22 protein-coding genes, 1 pseudogene and 1 riboswitch are annotated in these 21349 nt (G+C 60.3%); of the genes and pseudogenes, 10 read left to right on the forward strand and 13 right to left on the reverse strand.

What is annotated here, in order from left to right:
• Positions 1-167: 167 nt before the first annotated feature.
• From C9383_RS10110 to C9383_RS10125, 4 genes are all read right to left on the reverse strand, one after another.
• Positions 168-1532: a DUF1329 domain-containing protein gene (locus C9383_RS10110; RefSeq protein ID WP_060754978.1), complete on the reverse strand. Its 1365-nt coding sequence runs from the start codon at positions 1530-1532 to the stop codon at positions 168-170.
• Between the two features lie 29 nt (positions 1533-1561).
• Complete coding sequence (locus C9383_RS10115; RefSeq protein WP_060754977.1) at positions 1562-3421, reverse strand: DUF1302 domain-containing protein; 1860 nt, start codon at positions 3419-3421, stop codon at positions 1562-1564.
• 334 nt (positions 3422-3755) lie between these two features.
• Positions 3756-5438, reverse strand: coding sequence for a fatty acid--CoA ligase (locus tag C9383_RS10120; RefSeq protein WP_090366714.1), 1683 nt, complete (start codon positions 5436-5438; stop codon positions 3756-3758).
• 142 nt (positions 5439-5580) lie between these two features.
• Positions 5581-6213 carry a LysE family translocator gene (locus C9383_RS10125; protein WP_060754975.1) on the reverse strand — a complete coding sequence of 211 codons (633 nt, stop codon included), beginning with the start codon at positions 6211-6213 and terminating at the stop codon, positions 5581-5583.
• Between the two features lie 86 nt (positions 6214-6299).
• Between C9383_RS10125 and C9383_RS10130 the strand changes: the two genes are divergently transcribed.
• The 3 genes from C9383_RS10130 to C9383_RS10140 all read left to right on the forward strand — a co-directional run bounded on the left by C9383_RS10130 (position 6300) and on the right by C9383_RS10140 (position 9136).
• Positions 6300-7262 carry a 2-hydroxyacid dehydrogenase gene (locus tag C9383_RS10130; protein WP_090366716.1) on the forward strand — a complete coding sequence of 321 codons (963 nt, stop codon included), beginning with the start codon at positions 6300-6302 and terminating at the stop codon, positions 7260-7262.
• A 30-nt stretch (positions 7263-7292) separates the two neighbouring features.
• On the forward strand, positions 7293-8291 hold the full coding sequence (locus C9383_RS10135; RefSeq protein WP_090366718.1) for a methyltransferase: 999 nt from the start codon (positions 7293-7295) through the stop codon (positions 8289-8291).
• 50 nt (positions 8292-8341) lie between these two features.
• Positions 8342-8463: riboswitch (yybP-ykoY riboswitch) on the forward strand.
• Positions 8464-8551: 88 nt separating this feature from the next.
• The gene (locus C9383_RS10140; RefSeq protein ID WP_016978300.1) at positions 8552-9136 is read left to right on the forward strand and encodes a TMEM165/GDT1 family protein; all 585 of its coding nucleotides are present in this window, start codon (positions 8552-8554) and stop codon (positions 9134-9136) included.
• A 136-nt stretch (positions 9137-9272) separates the two neighbouring features.
• Here C9383_RS10140 and C9383_RS10145 read toward each other — a convergent pair whose 3' ends face one another.
• A complete protein-coding gene (locus C9383_RS10145; protein ID WP_060754981.1) occupies positions 9273-10091 on the reverse strand; it encodes a M48 family metallopeptidase in 819 nt (272 codons plus the stop codon).
• 1303 nt (positions 10092-11394) lie between these two features.
• Between C9383_RS10145 and C9383_RS28635 the strand changes: the two are divergent.
• Together C9383_RS28635 and C9383_RS28640 are read left to right on the forward strand one after the other, a co-directional pair.
• Positions 11395-11589, forward strand: a pseudogene (locus C9383_RS28635) (HAMP domain-containing protein); the annotation flags it as partial.
• Between the two features lie 114 nt (positions 11590-11703).
• Positions 11704-12447, forward strand: a complete 744-nt coding sequence (locus tag C9383_RS28640; protein WP_372241662.1) for a methyl-accepting chemotaxis protein — start codon at positions 11704-11706, stop codon at positions 12445-12447.
• 116 nt (positions 12448-12563) lie between these two features.
• On the opposite strand, the gene C9383_RS10155 is transcribed toward C9383_RS28640, so the two are convergent.
• The 3 genes from C9383_RS10155 to C9383_RS10165 are packed head-to-tail and all read right to left on the reverse strand — an operon-like array spanning position 12564 to position 13693.
• Positions 12564-13184: an SOS response-associated peptidase gene (locus C9383_RS10155; protein ID WP_060754971.1), complete on the reverse strand. Its 621-nt coding sequence runs from the start codon at positions 13182-13184 to the stop codon at positions 12564-12566.
• Between the two features lie 36 nt (positions 13185-13220).
• Entirely contained in the window at positions 13221-13481 is a 261-nt protein-coding gene (locus tag C9383_RS10160; protein ID WP_060754970.1) for a putative signal transducing protein, read from the reverse strand.
• A 29-nt stretch (positions 13482-13510) separates the two neighbouring features.
• Positions 13511-13693 (reverse strand): CPXCG motif-containing cysteine-rich protein, encoded by a 183-nt coding sequence (locus tag C9383_RS10165; protein WP_060754969.1) that lies wholly within the window; start codon positions 13691-13693, stop codon positions 13511-13513.
• Positions 13694-13825: 132 nt separating this feature from the next.
• Between C9383_RS10165 and C9383_RS10170 the strand changes: the two genes are divergently transcribed.
• Positions 13826-14989 carry a 1-acyl-sn-glycerol-3-phosphate acyltransferase gene (locus tag C9383_RS10170; protein ID WP_174554023.1) on the forward strand — a complete coding sequence of 388 codons (1164 nt, stop codon included), beginning with the start codon at positions 13826-13828 and terminating at the stop codon, positions 14987-14989.
• 63 nt (positions 14990-15052) lie between these two features.
• Here C9383_RS10170 and C9383_RS10175 read toward each other — a convergent pair whose 3' ends face one another.
• Positions 15053-15310: a hypothetical protein gene (locus C9383_RS10175; protein ID WP_090366722.1), complete on the reverse strand. Its 258-nt coding sequence runs from the start codon at positions 15308-15310 to the stop codon at positions 15053-15055.
• Positions 15311-15490: 180 nt separating this feature from the next.
• Here C9383_RS10175 and C9383_RS10180 point away from each other — a divergent pair, with 180 nt between their 5' ends.
• Positions 15491-15700 (forward strand): hypothetical protein, encoded by a 210-nt coding sequence (locus C9383_RS10180; RefSeq protein ID WP_060754966.1) that lies wholly within the window; start codon positions 15491-15493, stop codon positions 15698-15700.
• A gap of 60 nt (positions 15701-15760) precedes the next feature.
• Here the strand turns inward: C9383_RS10180 and C9383_RS10185 are convergent, their stop codons facing one another.
• The gene (locus C9383_RS10185) at positions 15761-16345 is read right to left on the reverse strand and encodes a YajG family lipoprotein (RefSeq protein ID WP_060754965.1); all 585 of its coding nucleotides are present in this window, start codon (positions 16343-16345) and stop codon (positions 15761-15763) included.
• A 182-nt stretch (positions 16346-16527) separates the two neighbouring features.
• Between C9383_RS10185 and C9383_RS10190 the strand changes: the two genes are divergently transcribed.
• The gene (locus tag C9383_RS10190) at positions 16528-16761 is read left to right on the forward strand and encodes a hypothetical protein (RefSeq protein ID WP_060754964.1); all 234 of its coding nucleotides are present in this window, start codon (positions 16528-16530) and stop codon (positions 16759-16761) included.
• A gap of 726 nt (positions 16762-17487) precedes the next feature.
• A complete protein-coding gene (mqo, locus tag C9383_RS10195) occupies positions 17488-19014 on the forward strand; it encodes a malate dehydrogenase (quinone) (RefSeq protein ID WP_090366724.1) in 1527 nt (508 codons plus the stop codon).
• 132 nt (positions 19015-19146) lie between these two features.
• Here mqo and C9383_RS10200 read toward each other — a convergent pair whose 3' ends face one another.
• The 3 genes from C9383_RS10200 to C9383_RS10210 form a co-directional block, all read right to left on the reverse strand.
• Positions 19147-19434 carry a PA4642 family protein gene (locus C9383_RS10200; RefSeq protein ID WP_090366726.1) on the reverse strand — a complete coding sequence of 96 codons (288 nt, stop codon included), beginning with the start codon at positions 19432-19434 and terminating at the stop codon, positions 19147-19149.
• A gap of 84 nt (positions 19435-19518) precedes the next feature.
• A complete protein-coding gene (locus C9383_RS10205; protein ID WP_090366728.1) occupies positions 19519-19986 on the reverse strand; it encodes a WbuC family cupin fold metalloprotein in 468 nt (155 codons plus the stop codon).
• Between the two features lie 3 nt (positions 19987-19989).
• A complete protein-coding gene (locus C9383_RS10210) occupies positions 19990-20547 on the reverse strand; it encodes a hypoxanthine-guanine phosphoribosyltransferase (RefSeq protein WP_060754960.1) in 558 nt (185 codons plus the stop codon).
• A gap of 163 nt (positions 20548-20710) precedes the next feature.
• Between C9383_RS10210 and upp the strand changes: the two genes are divergently transcribed.
• Positions 20711-21349 (forward strand): uracil phosphoribosyltransferase, encoded by a 639-nt coding sequence (gene upp, locus C9383_RS10215; RefSeq protein WP_024073483.1) that lies wholly within the window; start codon positions 20711-20713, stop codon positions 21347-21349.

A 21349-nucleotide genomic window follows, 5' to 3' on the forward strand; every position in this document is an offset into this window, starting at 1 on the left:
GACGCCGCGGTATTTCAGGAGGACCGAGGTGCCTGGGTTTGGGGCGGCTGCGCCACCCAGCGCGGGGCAAGCCCGCTCACTACAGAGTTTGGTCGCGGCAGGTTCTCTTGACTGAGTAGCATTAGGGAGGGGGCCAGCCCCCTCCCACACTGGAACTCCGTTGCCGCTTAGCGCACACCGTCCTGGCGCAGGGCCGCTGGAGTGAAATCGCTGGTGGTGGCGGTGAAGCCGAAGTCATATGCCTGCTTCTCTTCGTTTTTCATGCCCAGCGCCAGGTAGCGGCCGGACTGCAGGTCGTAGAGGGTTTCCAGGGCGTACCACGGCACTTGCTTGTCGTAGTAGTTCTCGGCATGGGCTTCGGCGACACGCCACAGTTGGCCACGGCCGTCATAGTGGTCGATCACGGCGGCTTGCCAGGTATCTTCGTCGATGAAGAAGTCACGCTTGGCGTAGATGTGGCGCTGGCCTTCCTTCAAGGTGGCGACCACATGCCAGACGCGACGCAGCTCGTAGCGTGCCAGGTCCTGGTTGATGTGACCGGCCTTGATGATGTCGGCGTATTTGAGCTTGGGATCGTCGACCTTGTAGCTGTTGGAGGCGATGTAGAGCTCTTTCTTGCCTTCCAGTTTCCAGTCGTAGCGGTCCGGGGCGCCGTTGTACATGTCGAGGTTGTCGGAAGTGCGCAGGCCATCGGCGGCAGTACCCGGCCCGTCATAGGACACTTGCGGCGCCCGACGCACGCGGCGCTGACCCGCGTTGTAGACCCACGCCGAACGCGGTTCCTTCACCTGGTCCAGGGTCTCGTGCACCAGCAGCACGCCACCGGCCAGACGCGCCGGCGCGGTCACTTGCTGCTTGAAGTAGAACAGCACGTTGCCTGGGTTTTTCGGATCAAAGTCTTTCATCTTGTCGCGGAACACGAACTGATCGCGGAAATACACCAGGCTGTACGAACCGTTGGTTTGCGGCGTGGCCTGGGTTACCAGGCGGGTCACGCTGCCGCCACGATAGCGGGTAATGTGGTTCCAGATGACTTCCACGCCGCTTTTTGGAATCGGGAACGGCACCGCGGTTTCGAAGTTTTCCAGGCCGTTGCCGCCGGAAACCAGGTTGGTGTGCGTGGCATTCTTCTTGATGGCTGCAAACACATCCGCCGGCACGGTCGCGCCGCGATGGGTCGGGTAGACCGGCATCTTGAAGGTGTCCGGGTAGCGCTTGAACATCGCGTACTGCCCGGGTGCCAGCTTGTCTTTGTACTGCTCGACGTTGGCTGCGGTGATGGTGAACTGCGGCTGTTCGTTGGCGTAGGGGTTGGCCAGGAAACCACGCGCATCCACGGCACCGGCATTGGTGGGCAGCGGCGACCATTTCGGAATGGTGCCCGCCGCGTTACCGGCCATTTCAGCGCCCATCGGGGTCAGGCTCGTGCCCAGCTTGGCGGCTTCATCCGCCGATACCGCCGCCATGACATTGCTCGCCAGGATCGACAGCCCCAGCACACCCACGTGCAACAGACTTTTTGTTATTTGCATATTCTGGTCTTCCTGAAAATACAGTGTGCTTAGAAGTTGGCGCCGACGCTCAGGGCGATGAAGTCGCGGTCATCCACCGTGCTGAACTTGCCACCAAAGAAGTTGGTGTAGGCCAGGCTGGCGGTATAAGTATTCTGGTACTCGGCATCCAGGCCCAGGCTGACAGCCTTGCGACCTTCTTCGAAGTTACCGCCGGGGCCGGGTGAATACCCCTTCACGTCATGCGACCAAGCCACGTTTGGCTTGAGGTTGACGCCCGCGAACACGTCCGGGTACTCCCAGATGGCTCGGGCGCGGTAGCCCCAGGACGTGGCTGTGGTGTAGCCGTCGTTGTTGCAGTTGGTGTTCAGGCCAGCGGCATTGGGCAGGCCCGCCCCCGTCGCGGTGGAATTGTTGAGCGCATTGCAGAAGCCACCCGGCAAGCTGCCAGGGCCGAAGACCGGATCGCGGCCATAGCGGGCTTGTGATTTGCTTTCCAGCCCCCCGACATGGGTCACCCCGATCTCACCGACGGTGGTCAGGCGGCTGGCGCCCATGACTTGGTCGAAGAAGTGCGTGAAGGTGGTCTGGAACTGCGTCACTTCCTTACGGTTGTAGCCATGCAGGTCCTGGCCCGGCGTACCTTTGAGCACGGAGGCGTTGCCAAAGCCAGGGATCGGCGTGACACCGGCGTACAGGATATCGGTGGTGCTCAATTGCACGGGAGCGTTTGGACGGTAGCTCAGTTCACCACTCCAGGCCGTGCCTGTCGGCAACGTGGTCGAGAAGCTCAAACCGTACAGGCGGATATCTTCCGGGTACTCGACGAAGTAGTTGGAACTGCCGGCCACGATCAACGGACGCAAGGCAGCCAGAGGCCCCAGAGGGCGGGTGTAAGCCGATGAAGGAGCACCTTGTGCACTGAAGATCGGCGCGCGGCTGTGGTAATTCATGAAGTACGCGCCGAACTCGGTATCCAGCGGCTCGAAGTTGTAGTGCATGGCCACGCCGAATTGGCCGCTGTCGCGGGCATCCCGGTCCGGACCGCGACGTACCAGTACGCCTTCGTTGTTGACGTCCACCCCCAGGGCATTGAGCGTCGGCAACGCAGCGCCCGGGATGGTCGAACGCTTGTTGAGCACACGCAGGTTGTTGTCACAGCCATCGGAAATCACGTCGGGCTGGGAGAAGAACGTGCCGCAGTTATCGGTCACCGTCTGGTCCCACTCCAGCTGATAAAACGCCTCAGCCGACAAGTTATCCGTCAATGATTGCGACACATAAAACATGTTGACCGGAATCAAGCCTTCCTTGATCTCGGCGCCCGGACGACGGAATGCGGACACGTCGATCGGGTTGATGGAGTTGATGCCGCCGCCGATGAAGGTACTTTCCCCCCAGCTCACCACCTGTTTGCCGAAACGCACGTTGCCCGGCAAATCGGCGATGTTGTAGTTGTGATAAATGAAGGCATCGAGGATCTGCCCGCCGGAGGACTTGGCGCCTTCCTTGCGGTTGTTGTCGCTGATGTCCTTGAACGGACGGCTTTCGTCCTTGAGTTCGAAGTCGTACCAGTACTTGCCGCGCACAAACACGCCGGTGTCGCCGTATTTCAGTTCCAGGTCGTGGATGCCCTTGAAGATCTTCGAGAACGTTTCGCCGCGCTTGAAGTTCAAGTGGCCGTCATCAGAGGTCTGGGACAACCCCTTGCCGCCGTTGTTGGCACCGATCAGGTCTCGGTTAGGCTTGGCTGTCGACCAGCTCGCCCCCACGGAAAGCGACGAGTCAAAGCTCCCTTCGACTTCACCGATATTGAAACTGACGCCGAATGCGGGCCCGGCGAGCGTAGAAGCGAGACTGACGGCCAGAGGCAATCTCGCCCGGCGCCAGAACTGGTTTACTGAGGTCATCGACGCTACTCCATGTGCATTATTGTTATGGCAGTGAGTTCTTTCCTACAGATGCATGTAACGGCCGGGATACAACGATCCCAATGCCGTACGGCACCCGAGCCCCCATGGCCCGAAGCGGAGCATCCGTGAATAACTCTGGAAGGGACTATAGCCAGCAGGGGGGGAGCGCTTGATCCCTCTAAAGTGTGATTTGCATCACCAACCCGTCTGCCACAACCCTTTCGCCACACCGACGAAGATCGGCGTGGCAAGGATGGCTGAAAATCGATAAATCACAAGTGAAGGCTTGAGATAGAGCATTGCCGCGCCCGAGCGGGCGCGGCGAAGGGCGTCACAGGGTCGACAGGAACGTACTGTTGTTGGCCTGCCATTCGATGATGTCGATACGGATACGTTTTTTGTCGAGTTTTCCTACGCTGGTCTTGGGAATTTCAGTAACAACCGCGATCTGGCTTGGAATGGCCCACTTGCTCAAGTGGCCCAGTTCGACAAAAGGCTTGAGATGTTCCTTGAGCTCACGCGCACCTATCACATGGCCATCACGCACCACCAGCAACGCAAACGGGCGCTCGCCCCACTGCGGGTCGGCGATGCCTACCACTGCTACTTCACGTACCGCCGGGTGACGGCTGACCAGGTCTTCAAGCGCCAGGGAGGAGATCCATTCGCCCCCCGTCTTGATCACGTCCTTGATGCGATCGCGGATATCAATCACCCCGAAGGCGTCCAGGGTCGCCACGTCACCGGTGTGCATCCAGCCGCCGGCCCACAGCTCGGCGCCCTTCTGCGGCTCATTGAAATAGCCTTCGCTTAGCCAAGGGGCGCGCAACACCAGCTCGCCCTGGGATTCGCCATCGGCGGGCAGGAAATTGCCGTCATCATCGATAATCGCCGCTTCCACCAATGGCCCGGGCACGCCGGCCTTGATGCGGTAGGTGGTGCGCTCGTCTTCACTGCCGGCCATCAGTTCTTCATTGAGGTGAGCACAGGACACCAGCGGCCCGGTCTCGGACATGCCGTACGCGGCGGTCAGTTGAATGCCCCGCGCCTTCGAGGCGTCATACAACGAGCGATTCAGCGCACTGCCGCCGATGACGATTTTCCAACCGTCGAAATCCACGCCCTGGGCGGCCTTGGCGTTGAGCACCATTTGCAGGATGGTCGGCACGCAGTGCGAGAAGGTGACTTTTTCCTTGCGCCACAGCTCCACCAGGTATTCCGGGTCATAGCGGCCGGGATAGACCTGTTTGAGCCCCAGCATGGTGGCTACATAGGGCAGGCCCCAGGCGTGTACATGGAACATCGGCGTGATCGGCATGTACACATCGTTGGTGCCCAGCAGGCGCACGCTGTCGACGCTGCCCATGATGGTTGCCACGCCCATGGTGTGCAGCACCAGTTGGCGATGAGTGAAGTACACACCTTTGGGGTTGCCGGTGGTGCCGGTGGTGTAGAAGGTGGTCGCGACCGAGTTCTCGTCGAAGTCCTGGAAGTCGTACTTCGGGCTGGCGGCGGCCAGCAGGCTTTCATACTCGCCCACCAGGTTCGGCAGCTCGGCGGTTTGGGCGTCACCATCGGTGAGCAGCAGGGTCTTGTCGACGGTGGTGAGGTGCCCGGCGATCGCCTGGTAAAGCCCCACGAACTCGCTGTTGACCAACACAAAGCGGTCTTCGGCGTGGTTCATGGTGTAGAGGATCTGCTCCGGCGACAGGCGCACGTTAATGGTGTGGATCACCGCACCGATCATCGGGATAGCGAACATGCACTCCAGGTACCGGTGGCTGTCCCAATCCATGACCGCCACGGTGTCACCGGCCTTGACGCCGGCTTCGGTCAATACGTTGGCCAGCCGCGCGACCCGTTCGATCAAGGTCGGGTAGGTATAACGCAGCTTGTCACGGTAGATGATTTCCCGGGTTTTCTCGTAACGGGTGCCGGACATCAACAGGCGTTTGATCAACAGCGGGTACTGGTACGCACCTTCGGCGGGCGGGATAACGCGGGTCTGCAACATACTAATCCCTTATCTGACTGCACGGTCTTGGCTTGAAGACCTGCACTTTAGAGAGCTTATGTGTCAGCTAAATCAGCCAAAGGAATGATTTGCAGACCCCGGCGAATGCTAGCTTTAAGCCAGCACCCGGCAACTGAAAAACTCATTTCATGCTGGTAAAGGCCAACTTCACACCGATAGCGATCAGTACCGCACCCATGGTGCGGTCGAACCAGTGGCCCATCCGCGCAAACCCGGCACGCACGCGCTGCTGGCTGAACAACATCGCCACCAGGCAGAACCACAGCGCCGTCGCCACCGCCAGGTACACGCCGTAACCCGCTTGAATGGCCAGCGGCGTCTGCGGGTTGATCACCACAGTGAACAACGAAAGGAAAAACAGCGTGGCCTTGGGATTCAAGCCATTGGTCACGAAACCTGCGGTAAATGCGCCACGCGGGGTGCGCTCGCCGGCTTCGCGGTGCAACTCGCCTTCGGCGGCAGGCTTGGCCGGCTGCGCACGCAATGCCTTGAAACCGATGTACAGCAGATACGCGGCGGCCGCCCATTTCAGCGCGTTGAACAGCACGATGGACTGCGACACGATCAAGCCGATGCCGAGCAACGAGTAACCCACGTGCAGGAAAATCGCCGAGCCGACGCCCAGCGCCGTCCACGTCCCGGCGCGGCGGCCATGGGTCACACTTTCGCGCACGACCACGGCGAAATCCGGGCCGGGGCTGGCCACTGCCAACAGGTGAATCAGCGCTACGGTCAAAAACTCGGCGACGTACATGCTTACTCCATTAAGTAACTGATTATTTCATCTGATAGGCTCGGCAGATTACGCCTTCGAACCTCGTCACAAAAGGTACAGTTGAGATGAACAATCGCCGCGCCGTCTTCCTTGATCACTCCTCTCTGGACTTGGGCGACCTCGACCTCGGCGAGTTGCGCAACAGCTTCAGCGAGCTGCAGCTGTTTACGGATACCACGCCACAGAATGTGCTTGAGCGCGTGCAAAACGCCCAGGTGGTGATCAGCAACAAGATCGTGCTCAACGCCGAAAACCTGGCGGCCTGCCCTGAACTGGAACTGATCCTGGTATCGGCCACCGGCACCAACAACGTCGACCTCGCCGCCGCCCGCGCCCATGGCATTACCGTGAGCAACTGCCAGGGCTACGGCACACCGTCGGTGGCGCAGCACACGATCATGTTGCTGCTCAACCTGGCGACACGCTTGAAGGACTATCAACGCGATGTGGCGGCCGGCAAATGGCAGCAAGCCAAGCAGTTCTGCCTGCTGGACTACCCCATCGTCGAGCTGGAAGGCAAAACCCTCGGCCTGCTCGGCCATGGCGAACTGGGCGGCGCCGTGGCACGCCTGGCGCAAGCCTTCGGCATGCGCGTGGTGCTCGGCGCGATTCCCGGACGCCCTGCCCGCGCCGACCGCGTGCCGCTGGATGAATTGCTCGCACAGGTCGACGCGCTGACCTTGCACTGCCCGCTCAATGAACACACCCGCGACTTTATCGGCGGCCGCGAACTGGCATTGCTCAAGCCCGGCGCCTTTATCGTCAATACCGCGCGCGGTGGCTTGATCAATGAACAGGCGCTGGCAGACGCCTTGCGCAGCGGCCACCTGGGCGGCGCAGCCACCGATGTGCTGAGTGTCGAGCCGCCGGTGCAGGGTAACCCGCTGCTGGCAGGCGACATTCCTCGGTTGATCGTCACGCCCCACAATGCCTGGGGCAGCCGCGAAGCTCGACAGCGGATCGTCGGCCAATTGGTGGAAAACGCCCAAGGCTTTTTCAACGGCGCCCCGTTGCGCGTCGTCAGTTGATAAACTGCGCCCCTTTTCAAGGAGCAGACCATGGATCCGCGCAGTGAAGTACTGCTTCGTCAGGCCGAACTTTTTCAAGGCAACCTGCTGCTGGTCGGCTTGCCCGCCGACGACCTGCTGGGCCGCCTGCCCAACGCCCACGGTTGGTGCTGGCATGCCGGCGACCAGGCCGCGCTCGATGCACGCTTCCCCGAGCGCAGCCAGTTCGGTGTGAACGTGCCCGAACGCTCGTTCGACGCGGCAGTGATCTTCCTGCCCAAGTCCAAGGACCTCACCGACTACCTGCTCAACGCCGTGGCCGCACGCCTGCCCGGCGCCGAGCTGTTTCTGGTTGGGGAGAAAAAAGGCGGTATCGAAAGTGCCGCCAAACAGATGATCCCCTTCGGCAAGCCGCGCAAGCTCGATAGCGCGCGGCATTGCCAACTGTGGCAGGTCACCGTGGCCAATGCCCCGCAAGCGGTCGAGCTGGAAAGCCTGGCGCAGGTGTTCGACGTACCGCTGGCCGAAGGCCCGCTCAAGGTCGTGAGCCTGCCGGGCGTGTTCAGCCATGGGCGTCTGGATCGCGGTACCGAACTGTTGCTGGAGAATCTGGACAAGCTGCCTGGCGGTCACTTGCTCGACTTTGGTTGCGGCGCCGGTGTGCTGGGGGCGGCCGTCAAGCGGCGCTACCCGCACAACAGCGTCACGCTGCTCGACGTGGACGCATTTGCCGCTGCCAGCAGTCGCCTGACATTGGCTGCCAATGGCCTGGAAGCCGAGGTATTGACCGGTGATGGTATCGACGCCGCGCCGATGGGTTTGAACGCAATCCTGAGCAACCCACCGTTCCATGTCGGGGTGCATACCGATTATTTCGCCACCGAGAACCTGCTGCGAAAAGCCGCGAAACACCTGGCAAAAGGCGGCGAACTGCGGTTAGTCGCCAACAGCTTCCTGAAGTATCAGCCGCTGATCGAAGAGCATCTTGGGGTCTGTGCGATCAAGGCCGAAGGCAACGGCTTTCGCATTTACCGTGCCAAGCGCGGCTGACGGGCGTTTGAAAAAGAACGCTTGCCGAATGGATTTTGCCTAGGCAGAATCCGCTCCGTCCTAGGGGAGTAGTCTCCCACGAGCGTCACGCTCGTCCGGCATACGTCAACATACTTGGTCAGCAGGCCATGGCGTATGCGACCCAGGAGTCCGCACAGACGGACCGGGGTTTGACAAGACCTATGACACGCACACCTTACCCGGGGCGGGAAGGCTGTACGTGTCATAGCCGTGTCGACCCGCCCCTGGAAGCCTACCTGATGCTGGATTCATTACTCGTTCCTACCGCAATCGTTGCCTTGGCCGAAATCGGCGATAAGACGCAACTGCTCGCGCTCATCCTCGCCGCACGCTTTCGCAAGCCCTGGCCGATCATCGCCGGCATCGTCGCCGCGACCCTGGCCAACCATGCGGCCGCCGGTGCCGTGGGGGCCTGGTTCGGTAGTTTCTTCTCGGATGCGGTGCTGCACTGGATCCTGGCGGCGAGCTTCTGCGCGACGGCACTGTGGACGTTGGTGCCGGACAAGCTCGACGATGACGAAGCCAGTACCACACGCAAGTTCGGGCCATTCCTGACCACCTTGATCGCATTCTTCCTCGCCGAGATCGGCGACAAGACGCAGATCGCCACAGTGATGCTGGCGGCGCAGTATCCGGAGTTGTGGCTGGTGATCATCGGCACCACCCTGGGCATGCTGATTGCCAACGTGCCGGTTGTATTGGCGGGGAATTTTGCAGCCGAAAAGCTGCCGCTGACCTTGATTCGTCGACTGGCGGCTTCGGCGTTTTTCATCCTGGCGATCGTGGCGGTGTACAAGGCCATGCAAAGCAGCGGTTGGATCTAAGGCTGTAAACCCAAACCCATTGTGGGAGGGGGCTTGCTCCCGATGGCGGTGAATCAGTCAACATATATACCGACTGAAATACTGCCATCGGGAGCAAGCCCCCTCCCACACTTGGATCTTCACAAGGTTCGGAGTATCAGGATTTCCGGGCCTGTTGGTAGAGCGGCATCACCTTCGGAATGGCCGCCTGCAGCGAGGCGATCCGGCTGTCGGACGCCGGGTGAGTACTCATGAACTCCGGTGGCGCGCCCTCTGAAGCCTTGGCCATCTTGTTCCACAGCGTGATGGCGGCGTTCGGGTTGTAACCGGCACGTGCCGAAAGCTCCAGGCCGATCAGGTCCGCTTCGTTTTCGTTGGCGCGGCTGTTAGGCAAGGTCATGCCATAGTTGGCGACCGTGTCGGCCAGTGCCAGGCTGTCCTGGCCCAGGCCAAACAACGCACCGGCGCCCTGCTTGGCCATCTGGATGCCATACGCCTTGGACATGGCTTCGCGGCCGTGTTCACGCAAGGCGTGGGCAATCTCATGGCCCATTACGGCAGCCAGCTCGTCATCGGTGAGCTTGAGATTGTCGATCAACGCGCTGTACACGAAGATCTTGCCGCCAGGCCCGCAGTTGGCGTTCATCTCATCGCTCTTGATCAGGTTCACTTCCCACTGCCACTGCGCCGCATCCGGGCGGAAGTTCGGCGCCTGGGCGATCAAGCGGTTGGCGATGGCCTGCACGCGCTTGGCGTTGGTGCTGGTCTTGTCGACCAACCCCTTGCCGCTCGCCTCACCCAACGTCTGCTGGTAAGACTGGGCATACATCTGGTCGACTTCCTGACTCGACAGCATGCTGAACATGTACTGCTTACGCTCCACACCCACGGCGCCACCACTGGTGGTGTTGACCGACTGGCAACCTGCGAGCAACACCGCTGAACTGAGTAGACTTACCGCCAATGTTTTCTTCATGACACTCTCCCTGAAAATCTGGCGCATATCGTAGGCGGTCATTTATATCGACGCCAGATACAACAGACGTTTAACCGCTGATTTTCGGATACATCTCACAACGCCAGCCATCATCGCATTTGCGACACCCCCCACTCATTTGCAGGACAAGCCTTAAGACTCCCTCCGGCATGGCCGATATAACAATAAGCCCAACCTCTTTGCGCCCGGAGCCTTCATGAAATTCAAGTCGATTCAGTTTTCTGTCGCGGCACTCACCGGCGCCATCGTGCTGAGCGTGGTCGCCGTGCTGGTGCTCTACGCCTTGTTTTCCGGTGCGCGCACCCAGGAGATGGTGCAAGAACGCACTCAAACCCAATTCAAGCAAATCATCAAGGAGCGCCTCACCGCGCTGGCACAGACCCAGGCCACACTGATCCAGCGTGAACTGGAGGCGCCACTGGTGACCGCCAAAGGTTTGGCCACCACCAACGCCCTGCTCGGCATGAAGGACGCCAAGGGCGAACCCGCGCTGCAGATCGGCCGCGAGCAATTGATCAGCCTGCTGCATGAAACGGTGGTGCGTAACCCGAAAATCCTCGGCGCCTACATCGGCTGGGAACCCAATGCAATCGACCATAACGATGCCAATTATGTAAACAGCCCGATCGTCGGCATGGGCACCGACGGCCGCTTTCTACCCTGGTGGTACCGCAACGCCGATGGCAGCCTGGGCCTGGACAAACTCGCCGACGTCAACGACCAGAGCATTCTCTCCACCGGCATACGCGCCAGCGAGTACTACTTGTGCTCCAAGGAAAGCCAGAAACCCTGCGCCATTGACCCTGCCCCCTATAAGGTCGGCAATGCCATGGTGATGCTGGCGTCGTTTATCGAGCCAATCATGATCGACGGCAAGTTCCAGGGCATCGTCGGTGCCGACCTGTCGGTGAACTTTATCCAGGACATGCTGACCCGCGCCGACCAGAACCTCTACGACGGCGCCGGCGAATTGGCGCTGATCTCCAACAATGGACGCCTGGTGGCCTACACCAAGGACTCAAGCAAACTCGGCGAGAAAGCCAGTGACCTGCTCGACAGCAGTGAGCTGTCCAATCTTGGCCAATTGAAGGTTGGCGAAGTGCGCTACGACATCGACAAGGAACACGGGCATATCGAGTTGCTCCTGCCGTTCAATATCGGCCAGACCGACGCGCGCTGGACCTTGATGCTGCAACTGCCCCTGAGCGCCGTGATGGCGGATTCGAACGCGCTGCAAAGTGACCTGCAGGCCCAGCGCAAGGCGGACATCTTCGGCATGGCCATGGTCGGCCTGGTGATCGCCGGCCTCGGCCTGCTGGTGATCTGGCTGGTCGGCCACGGCATCGCCCGCCCACTCAAACAAATGGTGGCCATGCTCAACGATATCGCCCAGGGTGAAGGCGACCTCACACGCCGCCTGAGCAGTGACCGTGCCGACGAGTTGGGCGCAATCGCCAGCGGCTTCAATACCTTCCTGATCAAGCTGCAAGGCATGATTACGCAAGTGGTGAGTTCGGTGCAGAAGGTCAGTGACTCGTCGGAACACACCGCTGACATTGCGATCCGCACCAACCAGGGCGTGCACAAACAAATGGTCGAGATCGACCAGGTGGCAACCGCCGTGCACGAGATGACCGCCACCGCACAGGATGTGGCGCGCAACGCTACCCAGGCCGCGCAAGCCGCCAGCCATGCCGACCAGGCGGCCAGCCAGGGTATGCGCATTGTGCGCGACACCTCCTCCTCCATCGGGGCGCTCGCAGAAGAAATCGGCAAAGCCGTGGGCGTGGTCCAGACCCTGGCCAAGGACAGCGAGAACATCAATGCGATCCTCACGGCGATTCGCGGGATTGCCGAGCAGACCAACCTGCTCGCGCTCAACGCGGCCATCGAAGCGGCCCGGGCCGGCGAACAAGGCCGTGGTTTTGCCGTGGTCGCCGATGAGGTGCGCAACCTGGCGCAGAAAACCCAGAAGGCCACCGAAGAAATCCAGGCCATGATCCAGCAGTTGCAACAAGGTACCCGCGATGTGGTACGGGTGATGGAAGACAGCCAAAACCGCACCGATGAAAGCGTGCAACACGCAGCCAAGGCGGCTGAGGCGCTTGAGACCATCACCCAGGCGGTGTCGGTGATCAACGACATGAACACCCAGATCGCCAGTGCTGCCGAGGAACAAAGCGCGGTGGCCGAGGACATCAATCGCAATGTGATCAATATTGGCCAGGTGGCCAATGAAGTCGCGGGCGGTGCGGATGAGTCCAGCACGGCCAGCGCCGACCTGACCAAACTGGCTGAACAGCAGCGGCGCCTGATCAATCAGTTCAAGGTTTGAGATTTGCGGCGACTTTGAGGCCGCATCGGGAGCAAGCCCCCTCCCACATTTGAATGTATCCACAAATCAAACTGTGGGAGGGGGCTTGCTCCCGATGAGGCCGGTCAATCCCACCACTAGGCCGGGGTCAGGCACTCCGGCCCGTTGAGCTTGGGATCGTTGACCATATTGGCCAGGACCCGCTCGCGCAATGCGGCGGGCTCACTGGCCAGCAGGGCCTGCAGGGCAGGCAGGGAGGTTTCGGGATTGAGCCAGGCCTCCTGCCCCTGCGCGTCCAGAATCAATGGACGCCGCTGGTTTTGTGCAGCCTGGGTCACCACCGCCGTACTCAGCCAGACCTGCTCCTGCACCGGGTACGCTTCCCAGATGGCGGCAAAAAACAACGTGGAGCCCTCCCCCGGCGTCAGCCAATACGGGCGCTTGCGCTGGGTGCCTCGCCATTCATAAAACCCGTTGGCCGGCAGCAGGCAGCGACGCTGGCGAAAGGCTTCGCGAAACATCGGTTGTTCGGCCAGGGTCTCGGCGCGGGCGTGGGCCGGGGTGCGCGACAGATCGGTCAGCCAGGGTGGCGTGAGGCCCCAGCGCGCACGCGCCAGCGTGCGCTGACCCTCACTCAGGCGCTGGATCAGCACCGAGTCATTGGGGGAGATATTCCACTGGGCCTGCTGATCCGCCGGGAAGCCCGGCAGGGCAGCAAACGATGAGTTCCAGCGAAACAAGGCATAACGTCCACACATGGGGTAACACGACTCTTGGGTAAACCGACCGACAGCCTAACAGACCAGCACGTCGGGGAAGCTGTCGGGTTCTTCACCGGGCAGGGGTTGGGCGCCGATGTAGGCAGTAATCAGCTCACGGGCATAGGCGGCCTGATCGTTGTCCACTTCCAGGCCCAGCAGTCCGAAAATCGGCAGTTCCCCCGTACCGCCGAGCAAATGGCGCCCCACCAGATGCGCCTCGATACCTTCGCTGGCAAGCATCTGTTGCAGCAGCTCGCCTTCCATCAGGTTTTCCGGTTCGTAGATTCGCTGCATGCGCGCACCTGTTATTCATGACCTGCCGGTCATTCGTTCTCGCTGCGGGTGTCCAGCATCCACTCGTCACCGTGCACCTGCAGGGTGAAAATGACCGGCCGGCAACACACTTGGCAGTCCTCTATATAAGTCTGGTCACCGCCAGACAGGTCCACCGTTGTCTCGACCTCTTCGCCACAATAAGGACATTCGTACAGTGCGGTTTCCAGCATCGCGGTCTCCCAGGTGACTTGTGCGTATAATCGCCGGTCTATTTACAGGGCTATTCACGGCAGAGCCAATATTGCGGCCGCACCCTGATGTTTCCTTCTACTTACCCTAGCCGTTTCTAACAAGAGAGCATGATGGGCGAATTCGATACCATCCGACCTTACAACGACAGCGAAGTCCCGGCAGTGCTGGCACGCCTGTTCAGTGACAAGGCCTTTCTGGACATCCTGACCCACTTCCGCTTCCCGCGCTTTGCCGGCGCCCTGGGCTGGTTGCTCAAGCCGATGATCGCGCGCAAGTTGCGCCGCGAGTTTGCCGGCGTCACCACCGTGGCGACGCTGCAGGACAAAGTCGAGTATTACGTCGACCATACCATCGACCGGGCGACCGACGGCGTGACCTATACCGGCGTCGAGCAACTCAAATCGGGCACCGCCTACCTGTTCCTGGCCAACCACCGCGATATCGTGATGGACCCGGCCTTCGTCAACTACGCCGTGTACCACGCCGGCCTGCCGACACCCCGCATCGCCATTGGCGACAACCTGCTGCAAAAGCCGTTTGTCAGCGACCTGATGCGCCTGAACAAGAGCTTCATCGTGCACCGCTCGATCACCGGGCGAAAGGAGAAGATGGCGGCGTTCAACCTGCTGTCGGCCTACATCAATCATTCGATCCGCAACGACGGCCAGTCGATCTGGATCGCCCAGGCCGAAGGTCGCGCCAAGGATGGGGACGATCGCACCGAGTCGGCGATCCTCAAGATGTTCCACGTCAGCCGCAAGGACGAACCGTTTGCCGAGGTCATCCAGTCGCTGAACCTGACGCCGGTGTCCATCAGCTACGAATACGACCCCTGCGATGCGGCCAAGGCCCGTGAGCTGTATATCCGTGCCACAACCGGCACCTACAGCAAGGCCCCAGGCGAGGATGATGTGAGCATTGCCTTGGGTATCACCGGCTACAAGGGCCGTGTGCACGTCAACTTCGCGCCGCCGATCACCGAACGCTTTGAAGACACCAAGCTGCTCGCCGTGGAAATGGACCGGCAGATCCTGGGTGGGTATCGACTGTTCCCGGTGCACTACCTGGCTTATGCACAGTGGAGTGATGCCGACCCTCAACTGCAGGTGCCGAAGGCAGCAGACCTGTTCCCGGCCGACGAACTGGCCAAGGCCAAAGCGGAATGGGAGCGGCGCTTGAACGAATGCCCGGCCGAGCACCGCCCGTACCTGGTGGTGCAATATGCAACACCGGTGCGCAATCAGTACCGGGTCAAGGCCGGAATGCCTCTGTAACCGCCGATGACACCTGTGGGAGGGGGCTTGCCCTCTCCCACAGATGTTTTTGCAGTGCTTTTTTTACAGATGGGTGCTGAGCCAGGAGGTGGCCAGCGCCAGCCCAAGGCAGGCAAACCCGACACGATAGGCCAGGCGATACGCCCGTTCGGTGTGTACATCCAGAAACAGCATCGGTTGGTCAACGGCGCGCTCTTCGCTTCGCGCGGTAAGATCGGCCATCGCACGCTGTGATCGCAGGCGGGTTATGAATAGCAGCGCGGCGCTCGGGCAGGCAACCAGTAGCGCGGCAGTATTGATGAGCAGTGCGGGCAGTGCCATCGCAAACCTCGATGTATCAGTGGCCTGGTATCAGCTCAGATACAAACCTGAACGATAGTCGCCTCCTGCGCCTTCCTGCTCCCTCCCCCATAGCGCTAATGTATCCAGTAATTTACAGCGTCACCTGAACGTCACCTTAACAAGCCACTCTGTTGCCCTTCGACGTTTGAGGAGCTTGTCATGCTGCACGCGCAAAACCAGGATCGACTGTATTGGGTCGCACAAAGCGACGAGCAAGAGGCGCTGGTCGGCAGCCTGGCATTCAACGTCCAAGACCGCCATTGGCTGGTGTATTGCGCCCTCGCCGGGCATCAGCATGCCGACCTGCCGGAGCTGGATCTGCTCACTGGTGTCAGTGTGCTGGAGCTTTATGTCGAAACGGCGGCATGAACATCACAGGCATAAAAAAACCGGGCTCATCACTGAACCCGGTTTTTTATTGAGCGGTGTTTACTGCGAGCCGAGCAACTGGCCGATGCTTGGGTCTTTGAACAGGCGGGTCAGGGCGTCGCTGAGCACGTCGCTGACCAGCTTGGTGTTGGTTTCCTGGTTCGGCGACATGCCGAAACGCTGGTCCAGGGAGGCGCCGTAACGGCCACTGTAGCGACGGGTGCCGGCAACGACGTCGGACTTGAACGTCGCGCCGATGGACGCTTCAGTCACATACAAGCCTTGTTTAGGCGACTGGTACTTCAGTTCGGCCAAGGTAATGGTCAGTTGAGGTGCGCCCGGCGAGTTGGCCGGCGTGAAACCCAGCAGGCGTACAGCCGCTTCGGCCTGGGCTTGCAGCTTGGGCAGCACATCCTGGCCGGTTACCGAAATAAGCGCGGTCTCAGGGTACAGGCCCCCGCGAGAGCCCAGGGTCGGCGACGGACGACCATCCACCACGCGTACCGACACCGGCTGGCCATGCCCCACAGGTGCCAACTGCGCAGTGACTTTAGGTTGCGGGCTGAGTTGTTGCGGGCTGTTGGCGCAGCCAACCAGCGTCAAACTGGTCACAGTGATCAAACCGAACAACAGGCGTTGCAACATACTCATTTCTCCAGAACTAGAGGCAAACAGGTCGCCAGTATAACGGTGCAGGCGCGCCGCTCACCAGCCATCCTGAACGGCAGCTGAAGGCACGCGGAAATTACAATTTCACATAATTTGGTCACTCCAGTGTCATGGCACACTGGCAACCTTCGAGCATGTAACGTAACAGGTACAAAACCATGCGCCTTCTCAAATCACTGTTCATGCCACGCGCCGACCATCGCCACTTTGCCCGGCTCGATGCCCGTGGCTATTGCCTGGCATTCAAGCAGTGCCGCCTGCCGCCCGTCGGTGAGGGTTGGGTGGAGGTGACGGAGACTCACCTGGGGTGGATGAACCGCCCGTTGCCGGCCAGCGCCCGGGTGCGCCCGTTGTCTGCGCATGCACAACCACCGCAAGCGTTGGCCTCCTGACCGAGGCGCTAATAAAAGTCATAAAACACGCCCATTTCCCTGGCGTTCTTCGCTACAATCTCCCCCCGATTATAAGGACGTCTCCTGATCGGGCCCCGCAGCATCGTTAATGCCCCGGCATTAACCCCCAAACCGCCCACAGAGAGCCGCCCACACAGATCGTGTGAAGCCGGCGCGCTTGCTGTTTTCTTGCAAACCACCCGCCTTTACCGAATCTGCCAGAGCTGCCATTGCGCTCGGCCACTTGAGTTGTTTGCCCGTTTTGCCGCGTGTCGGCAAGGACCTCGGGCCAGGTGCCAGGCTGGGGCAGCCCATTTTTGAGGTTCACGTCTTCAAAAGAGCGTGAAAAAACGGGTTTTCACAACTTCACAAGAGTGTGGCGAGCAAATGAATAGTTTTGCGTTTGTACAAGCACCATCAGCGTCTGGAACAGCCCAACACAGGACCGAGAACTCCCCGAAAACTGGAGCTTGAAACCTGTCCGCTACGGATTTGGTTGCACGAACCGCACGCTTTGACCATAAGTCGAATTGCCACAGGCGCCCATGAATGCGTTCATAGGCAGATTAGCCCGGCAGGAAGCGTGCGCTGAAGTTGCAAAAAAATTGCGAAGAATCGGACATGGCGATCCTGGCCATGGGTAACCTGGGGCAACACGTGAACCGCCCCGTCACTCCTGGCAGCCATGCCGTCAATTTGGTGCTGCAGATTTTGGAGACGCGTTAAATGGCGCATAACGAAGCAGTCGACGTAGTACTGGTAGGGGCCGGCATCATGAGTGCCACCCTGGCCGTACTGCTCAAAGAGCTCGACCCCGGCCTCAAGCTGGAAGTCGTTGAGCTGATGGACTCGGGTGCCGCGGAAAGTTCCAACCCGTGGAACAACGCCGGTACTGGCCACGCCGGGCTGTGCGAGCTGAACTACACGCCGCAGGCGGCTGACGGTTCCATCGACATCAAGAAAGCGGTGCACATCAACACCCAATTCGAGGTATCGAAGCAGTTCTGGGCCTACCTGACCAAGAAAGGCACGTTTGGCTCGTCCAAGTCCTTTATCAGCCCGGTGCCGCACCTGAGCTTCGTGCAGGGTGAAAAAGGCGTGTCTTTCCTCAAGAAGCGTTTTGAAACCCTCAGCCAGCACCACGCGTTTTCGGACATGCACTACACCGAAGACCGTAGCGAAATGGCCGAGTGGATGCCCTTGATGATGCCGGGTCGTCCGCTCGATGAAAAAATCGCCGCCACCCGTGTGATGAACGGCACTGACGTCAACTTTGGCGCCCTGACCAACCAACTGCTCAGCCACCTGACCAGCTCTGCAGACGCCCAGGTCAAGTACAGCAAGCGCGTCACCGGCCTCAAGCGCAATGGCGCGGGCTGGACCGTGAGCATCAAGGACGTCAACAGTGGCAACAGCCGCGAAGTGGATGCCAAGTTCGTGTTCCTCGGCGCCGGTGGCGCGGCCCTGCCGTTGCTGCAAGCCTCGGGTATCGAAGAAAGCAAAGGCTTTGGCGGTTTCCCGGTCAGCGGCCAATGGCTGCGTTGCGACAACCCGGAAGTGGTCAAGCACCACCAGGCCAAGGTCTACAGCCAGGCGGCCGTGGGTTCGCCACCGATGTCCGTCCCGCACTTGGACACCCGCGTGGTAGACGGCAAGAAATCCCTGCTGTTCGGGCCATACGCCGGCTTCACCACCAAGTTCCTCAAGCACGGTTCGTTCCTTGACCTGCCGCTGTCGGTCCGCGCCGGCAACATCGGCCCGATGCTCGCCGTCGCCCGGGACAACATGGACCTGACCAAGTACCTGGTCAGCGAAGTGATGCAATCCATGGAGCAACGCCTGGAATCCTTGCGCCGCTTCTACCCCGAGGCGAAAGCCGAAGACTGGCGCCTGGAAGTGGCCGGCCAGCGGGTGCAGATCATCAAGAAAGATCCGAAGAAAGGCGGCGTGCTGCAATTTGGCACCGAGCTGGTCGCGGCCAAGGATGGATCGCTGGCAGCACTGCTGGGCGCATCCCCAGGTGCTTCGGTAACCGTTTCGATCATGCTGGAGTTGATCGAGAAGTGCTTCCCGGAGAAAGCCGCTGGTGAGTGGGCAGCCAAGCTGCACGAGATCTTCCCGGCACGGGAAAAGACCCTCGAAACCGATGCCGAGCTGTACCGCAAGATCAACACGCAAAACAACATCAGCCTGGAACTGGTTGAGCCTGCCGCCGAGACTGGCAGGAGCGAGCTTGCTCGCGAAGATCGTTAACGATAACGCAGCGCGCCTGGTTTAGCCCGGCGCCCTGGGGCTCTTCGCGAGCAAGCTCGCTCCTACAGAAGAGCCCATAAAAAACGCCCCGCCCTCTGCATGAGGACGGGGCGTTTTTTTATGTTCAGATAATCAGCCGCGAGCGTTTTCGATCAACTCGATGTACTCGTCCGCATGGCGCTGATCCTTGATCAGGTCGACAAAGGTCTGACCATGCTCATCCTTGCCATCGAGATCCAGGCCTGCAGCCTTGAAAAAGCCCAGGAACCGCTCGAAATCGTCGATACGCAAGCCACGGTAGGCCTTGATCAGTTTGTGCAGGGACGGTGAAGTCGCATCAGCCGGCTCGAAATCCAGGAACAACTTGATCTGATCGTCACCGATCTCATCACCAATCACCTGTTTCTTATCTTTACGCATTACCGACTCCAGCCTGCAGACATTTACACGGGGATTGAAGTCTACCTGCGGGGCTCGGCCTTGTGTAGGCGAGGATCAAACCGCTCATTCGAACTGGGCAAGCATCCAGCGCTGGTATTGAGCGACCTCGGCATCGCCCTCGCGAGGCGCCCACTTGGCAAGCTCCCCTTCACCCACCGGGCGATACGGACCGGCTTTGCACTCAAACATGACGGTGTCCGGCTCCAGGACCGCCAGGCCGTGGAACACACCCGGCGGCAGATCGACGCCCGAGCACTCTCCACCGGCCTGCATGACACGCTTGGCGATGACCTCGCCGGCCTCGTTGAATATCAACAAGCCCAAACGCCCTTTGAGCACCAACAAGGTTTCCGCCTTGTCCGCGCTCAGGTGCCGATGGGGTGGTACGTAGGTGGTGGGCTGCAGGCTCACCGCCAGGCGATGGCACGGCTCTTCCATCTGGTGAAAGTTGTGATGGTGCCGACCGCGTGGACTGCTGGCCGCTTTCTCGGCCAACTCAGCAAACAGCGATTGATCAAGAAAGCGGGCCATTCATTACATTCCTTTAACGGCGAAGATGCCATTGGCGTTACGCCAGTAGCCTTTGTAGTCCATACCATAACCGAAGATGTAGCGGTCGACGCACGGCAGGCCGACATAATCGGCTTTCAGGTCCGGGCGGGCTTTGCGGTCGTGGTCTTTGTCGATCAGCACGGCAGTGTGCACTTTGCGCGCGCCGGCGTGCTTGCAGAAGTCGATGATCGCGCCCAGGGTGTGCCCTTCATCGAGGATGTCGTCGATGATCAGTACGTCGCGGTCGATGAACGAGACTTCCGGCTTGGCTTTCCAGAACAGATCGCCGCCGCTGGTTTCATTGCGATAGCGCGTAGCGTGCAGGTAGGACGCTTCAAGAGGGAAGTGCAGGTGCGTCAGCAATTTGCCGGCGAAGATCAGGCCACCGTTCATCACACAGAAAACCACCGGGTTGGTGTCGGCCATTTCGCGAGTGATGTGCGCTCCAACCTCGGCGATCGCTGCTTCGACTTGCGCTTCGGTGTACAGGCAGTCAGCCTCGCGCATGATTTGACGGATATGCTCGAGATCAGCGGACATGGCGCTCTCCAAGGGGTGCTGTGGCAAGAAAAGCGGGCGAAGGTACGCTTCTCGTGCGCTCCAATCAAGCCTTTATGGACTAACGTACTTGATGTCTATAGGACAACACCCTCGGATAGATTAATCTAGGCCGGTTTTTTTGCCCGCTGCCGGAGCCTTCCCCATGCCCACTCGCGAGATCCGCCACCCGCTGATCCGACACAAACTCGGCCTGATGCGCCGTGCCGATATCAGTACCAAGAACTTCCGTGAGCTTGCTCAGGAGGTCGGAGCGCTGCTCACTTACGAAGCCACCAAGGATTTGCCCCTGGAAAGCTACGAGATCCCCGGTTGGGCCGGTCCCGTCCAGGTCGAGAAAATCGCCGGCAAGAAGATTACCGTGGTGCCGATCCTGCGCGCCGGTATCGGCATGCTCGAAGGCGTGCTCAGCCTGATTCCAGGCGCCAAGGTCAGCGCCGTCGGCGTGGCCCGCAATGAAGAAACCCTGCAGGCGCACACTTACCTGGAAAAACTCGTTCCGGAAATCAACGAACGCCTGGCAATGATCATCGACCCGATGCTCGCCACCGGCAGTTCCATGGTCGCCACCATTGACCTGCTGAAAAAGGCCGGTTGCAAGGACATCCGCGCCATGGTGCTGGTCGCCGCCCCCGAAGGCATTGCCGCCGTCGAGAAGGCCCACCCCGACGTGCAGATCTACACCGCATCCATCGACGAGCGCCTGAACGAACACGGCTACATCATCCCTGGCCTGGGCGATGCCGGTGACAAGATCTTCGGCACCAAACAGAAGGACGCGTGA

Source organism: Pseudomonas palleroniana (assembly GCF_003031675.1).
Lineage (GTDB): Bacteria > Pseudomonadota > Gammaproteobacteria > Pseudomonadales > Pseudomonadaceae > Aquipseudomonas > Aquipseudomonas palleroniana.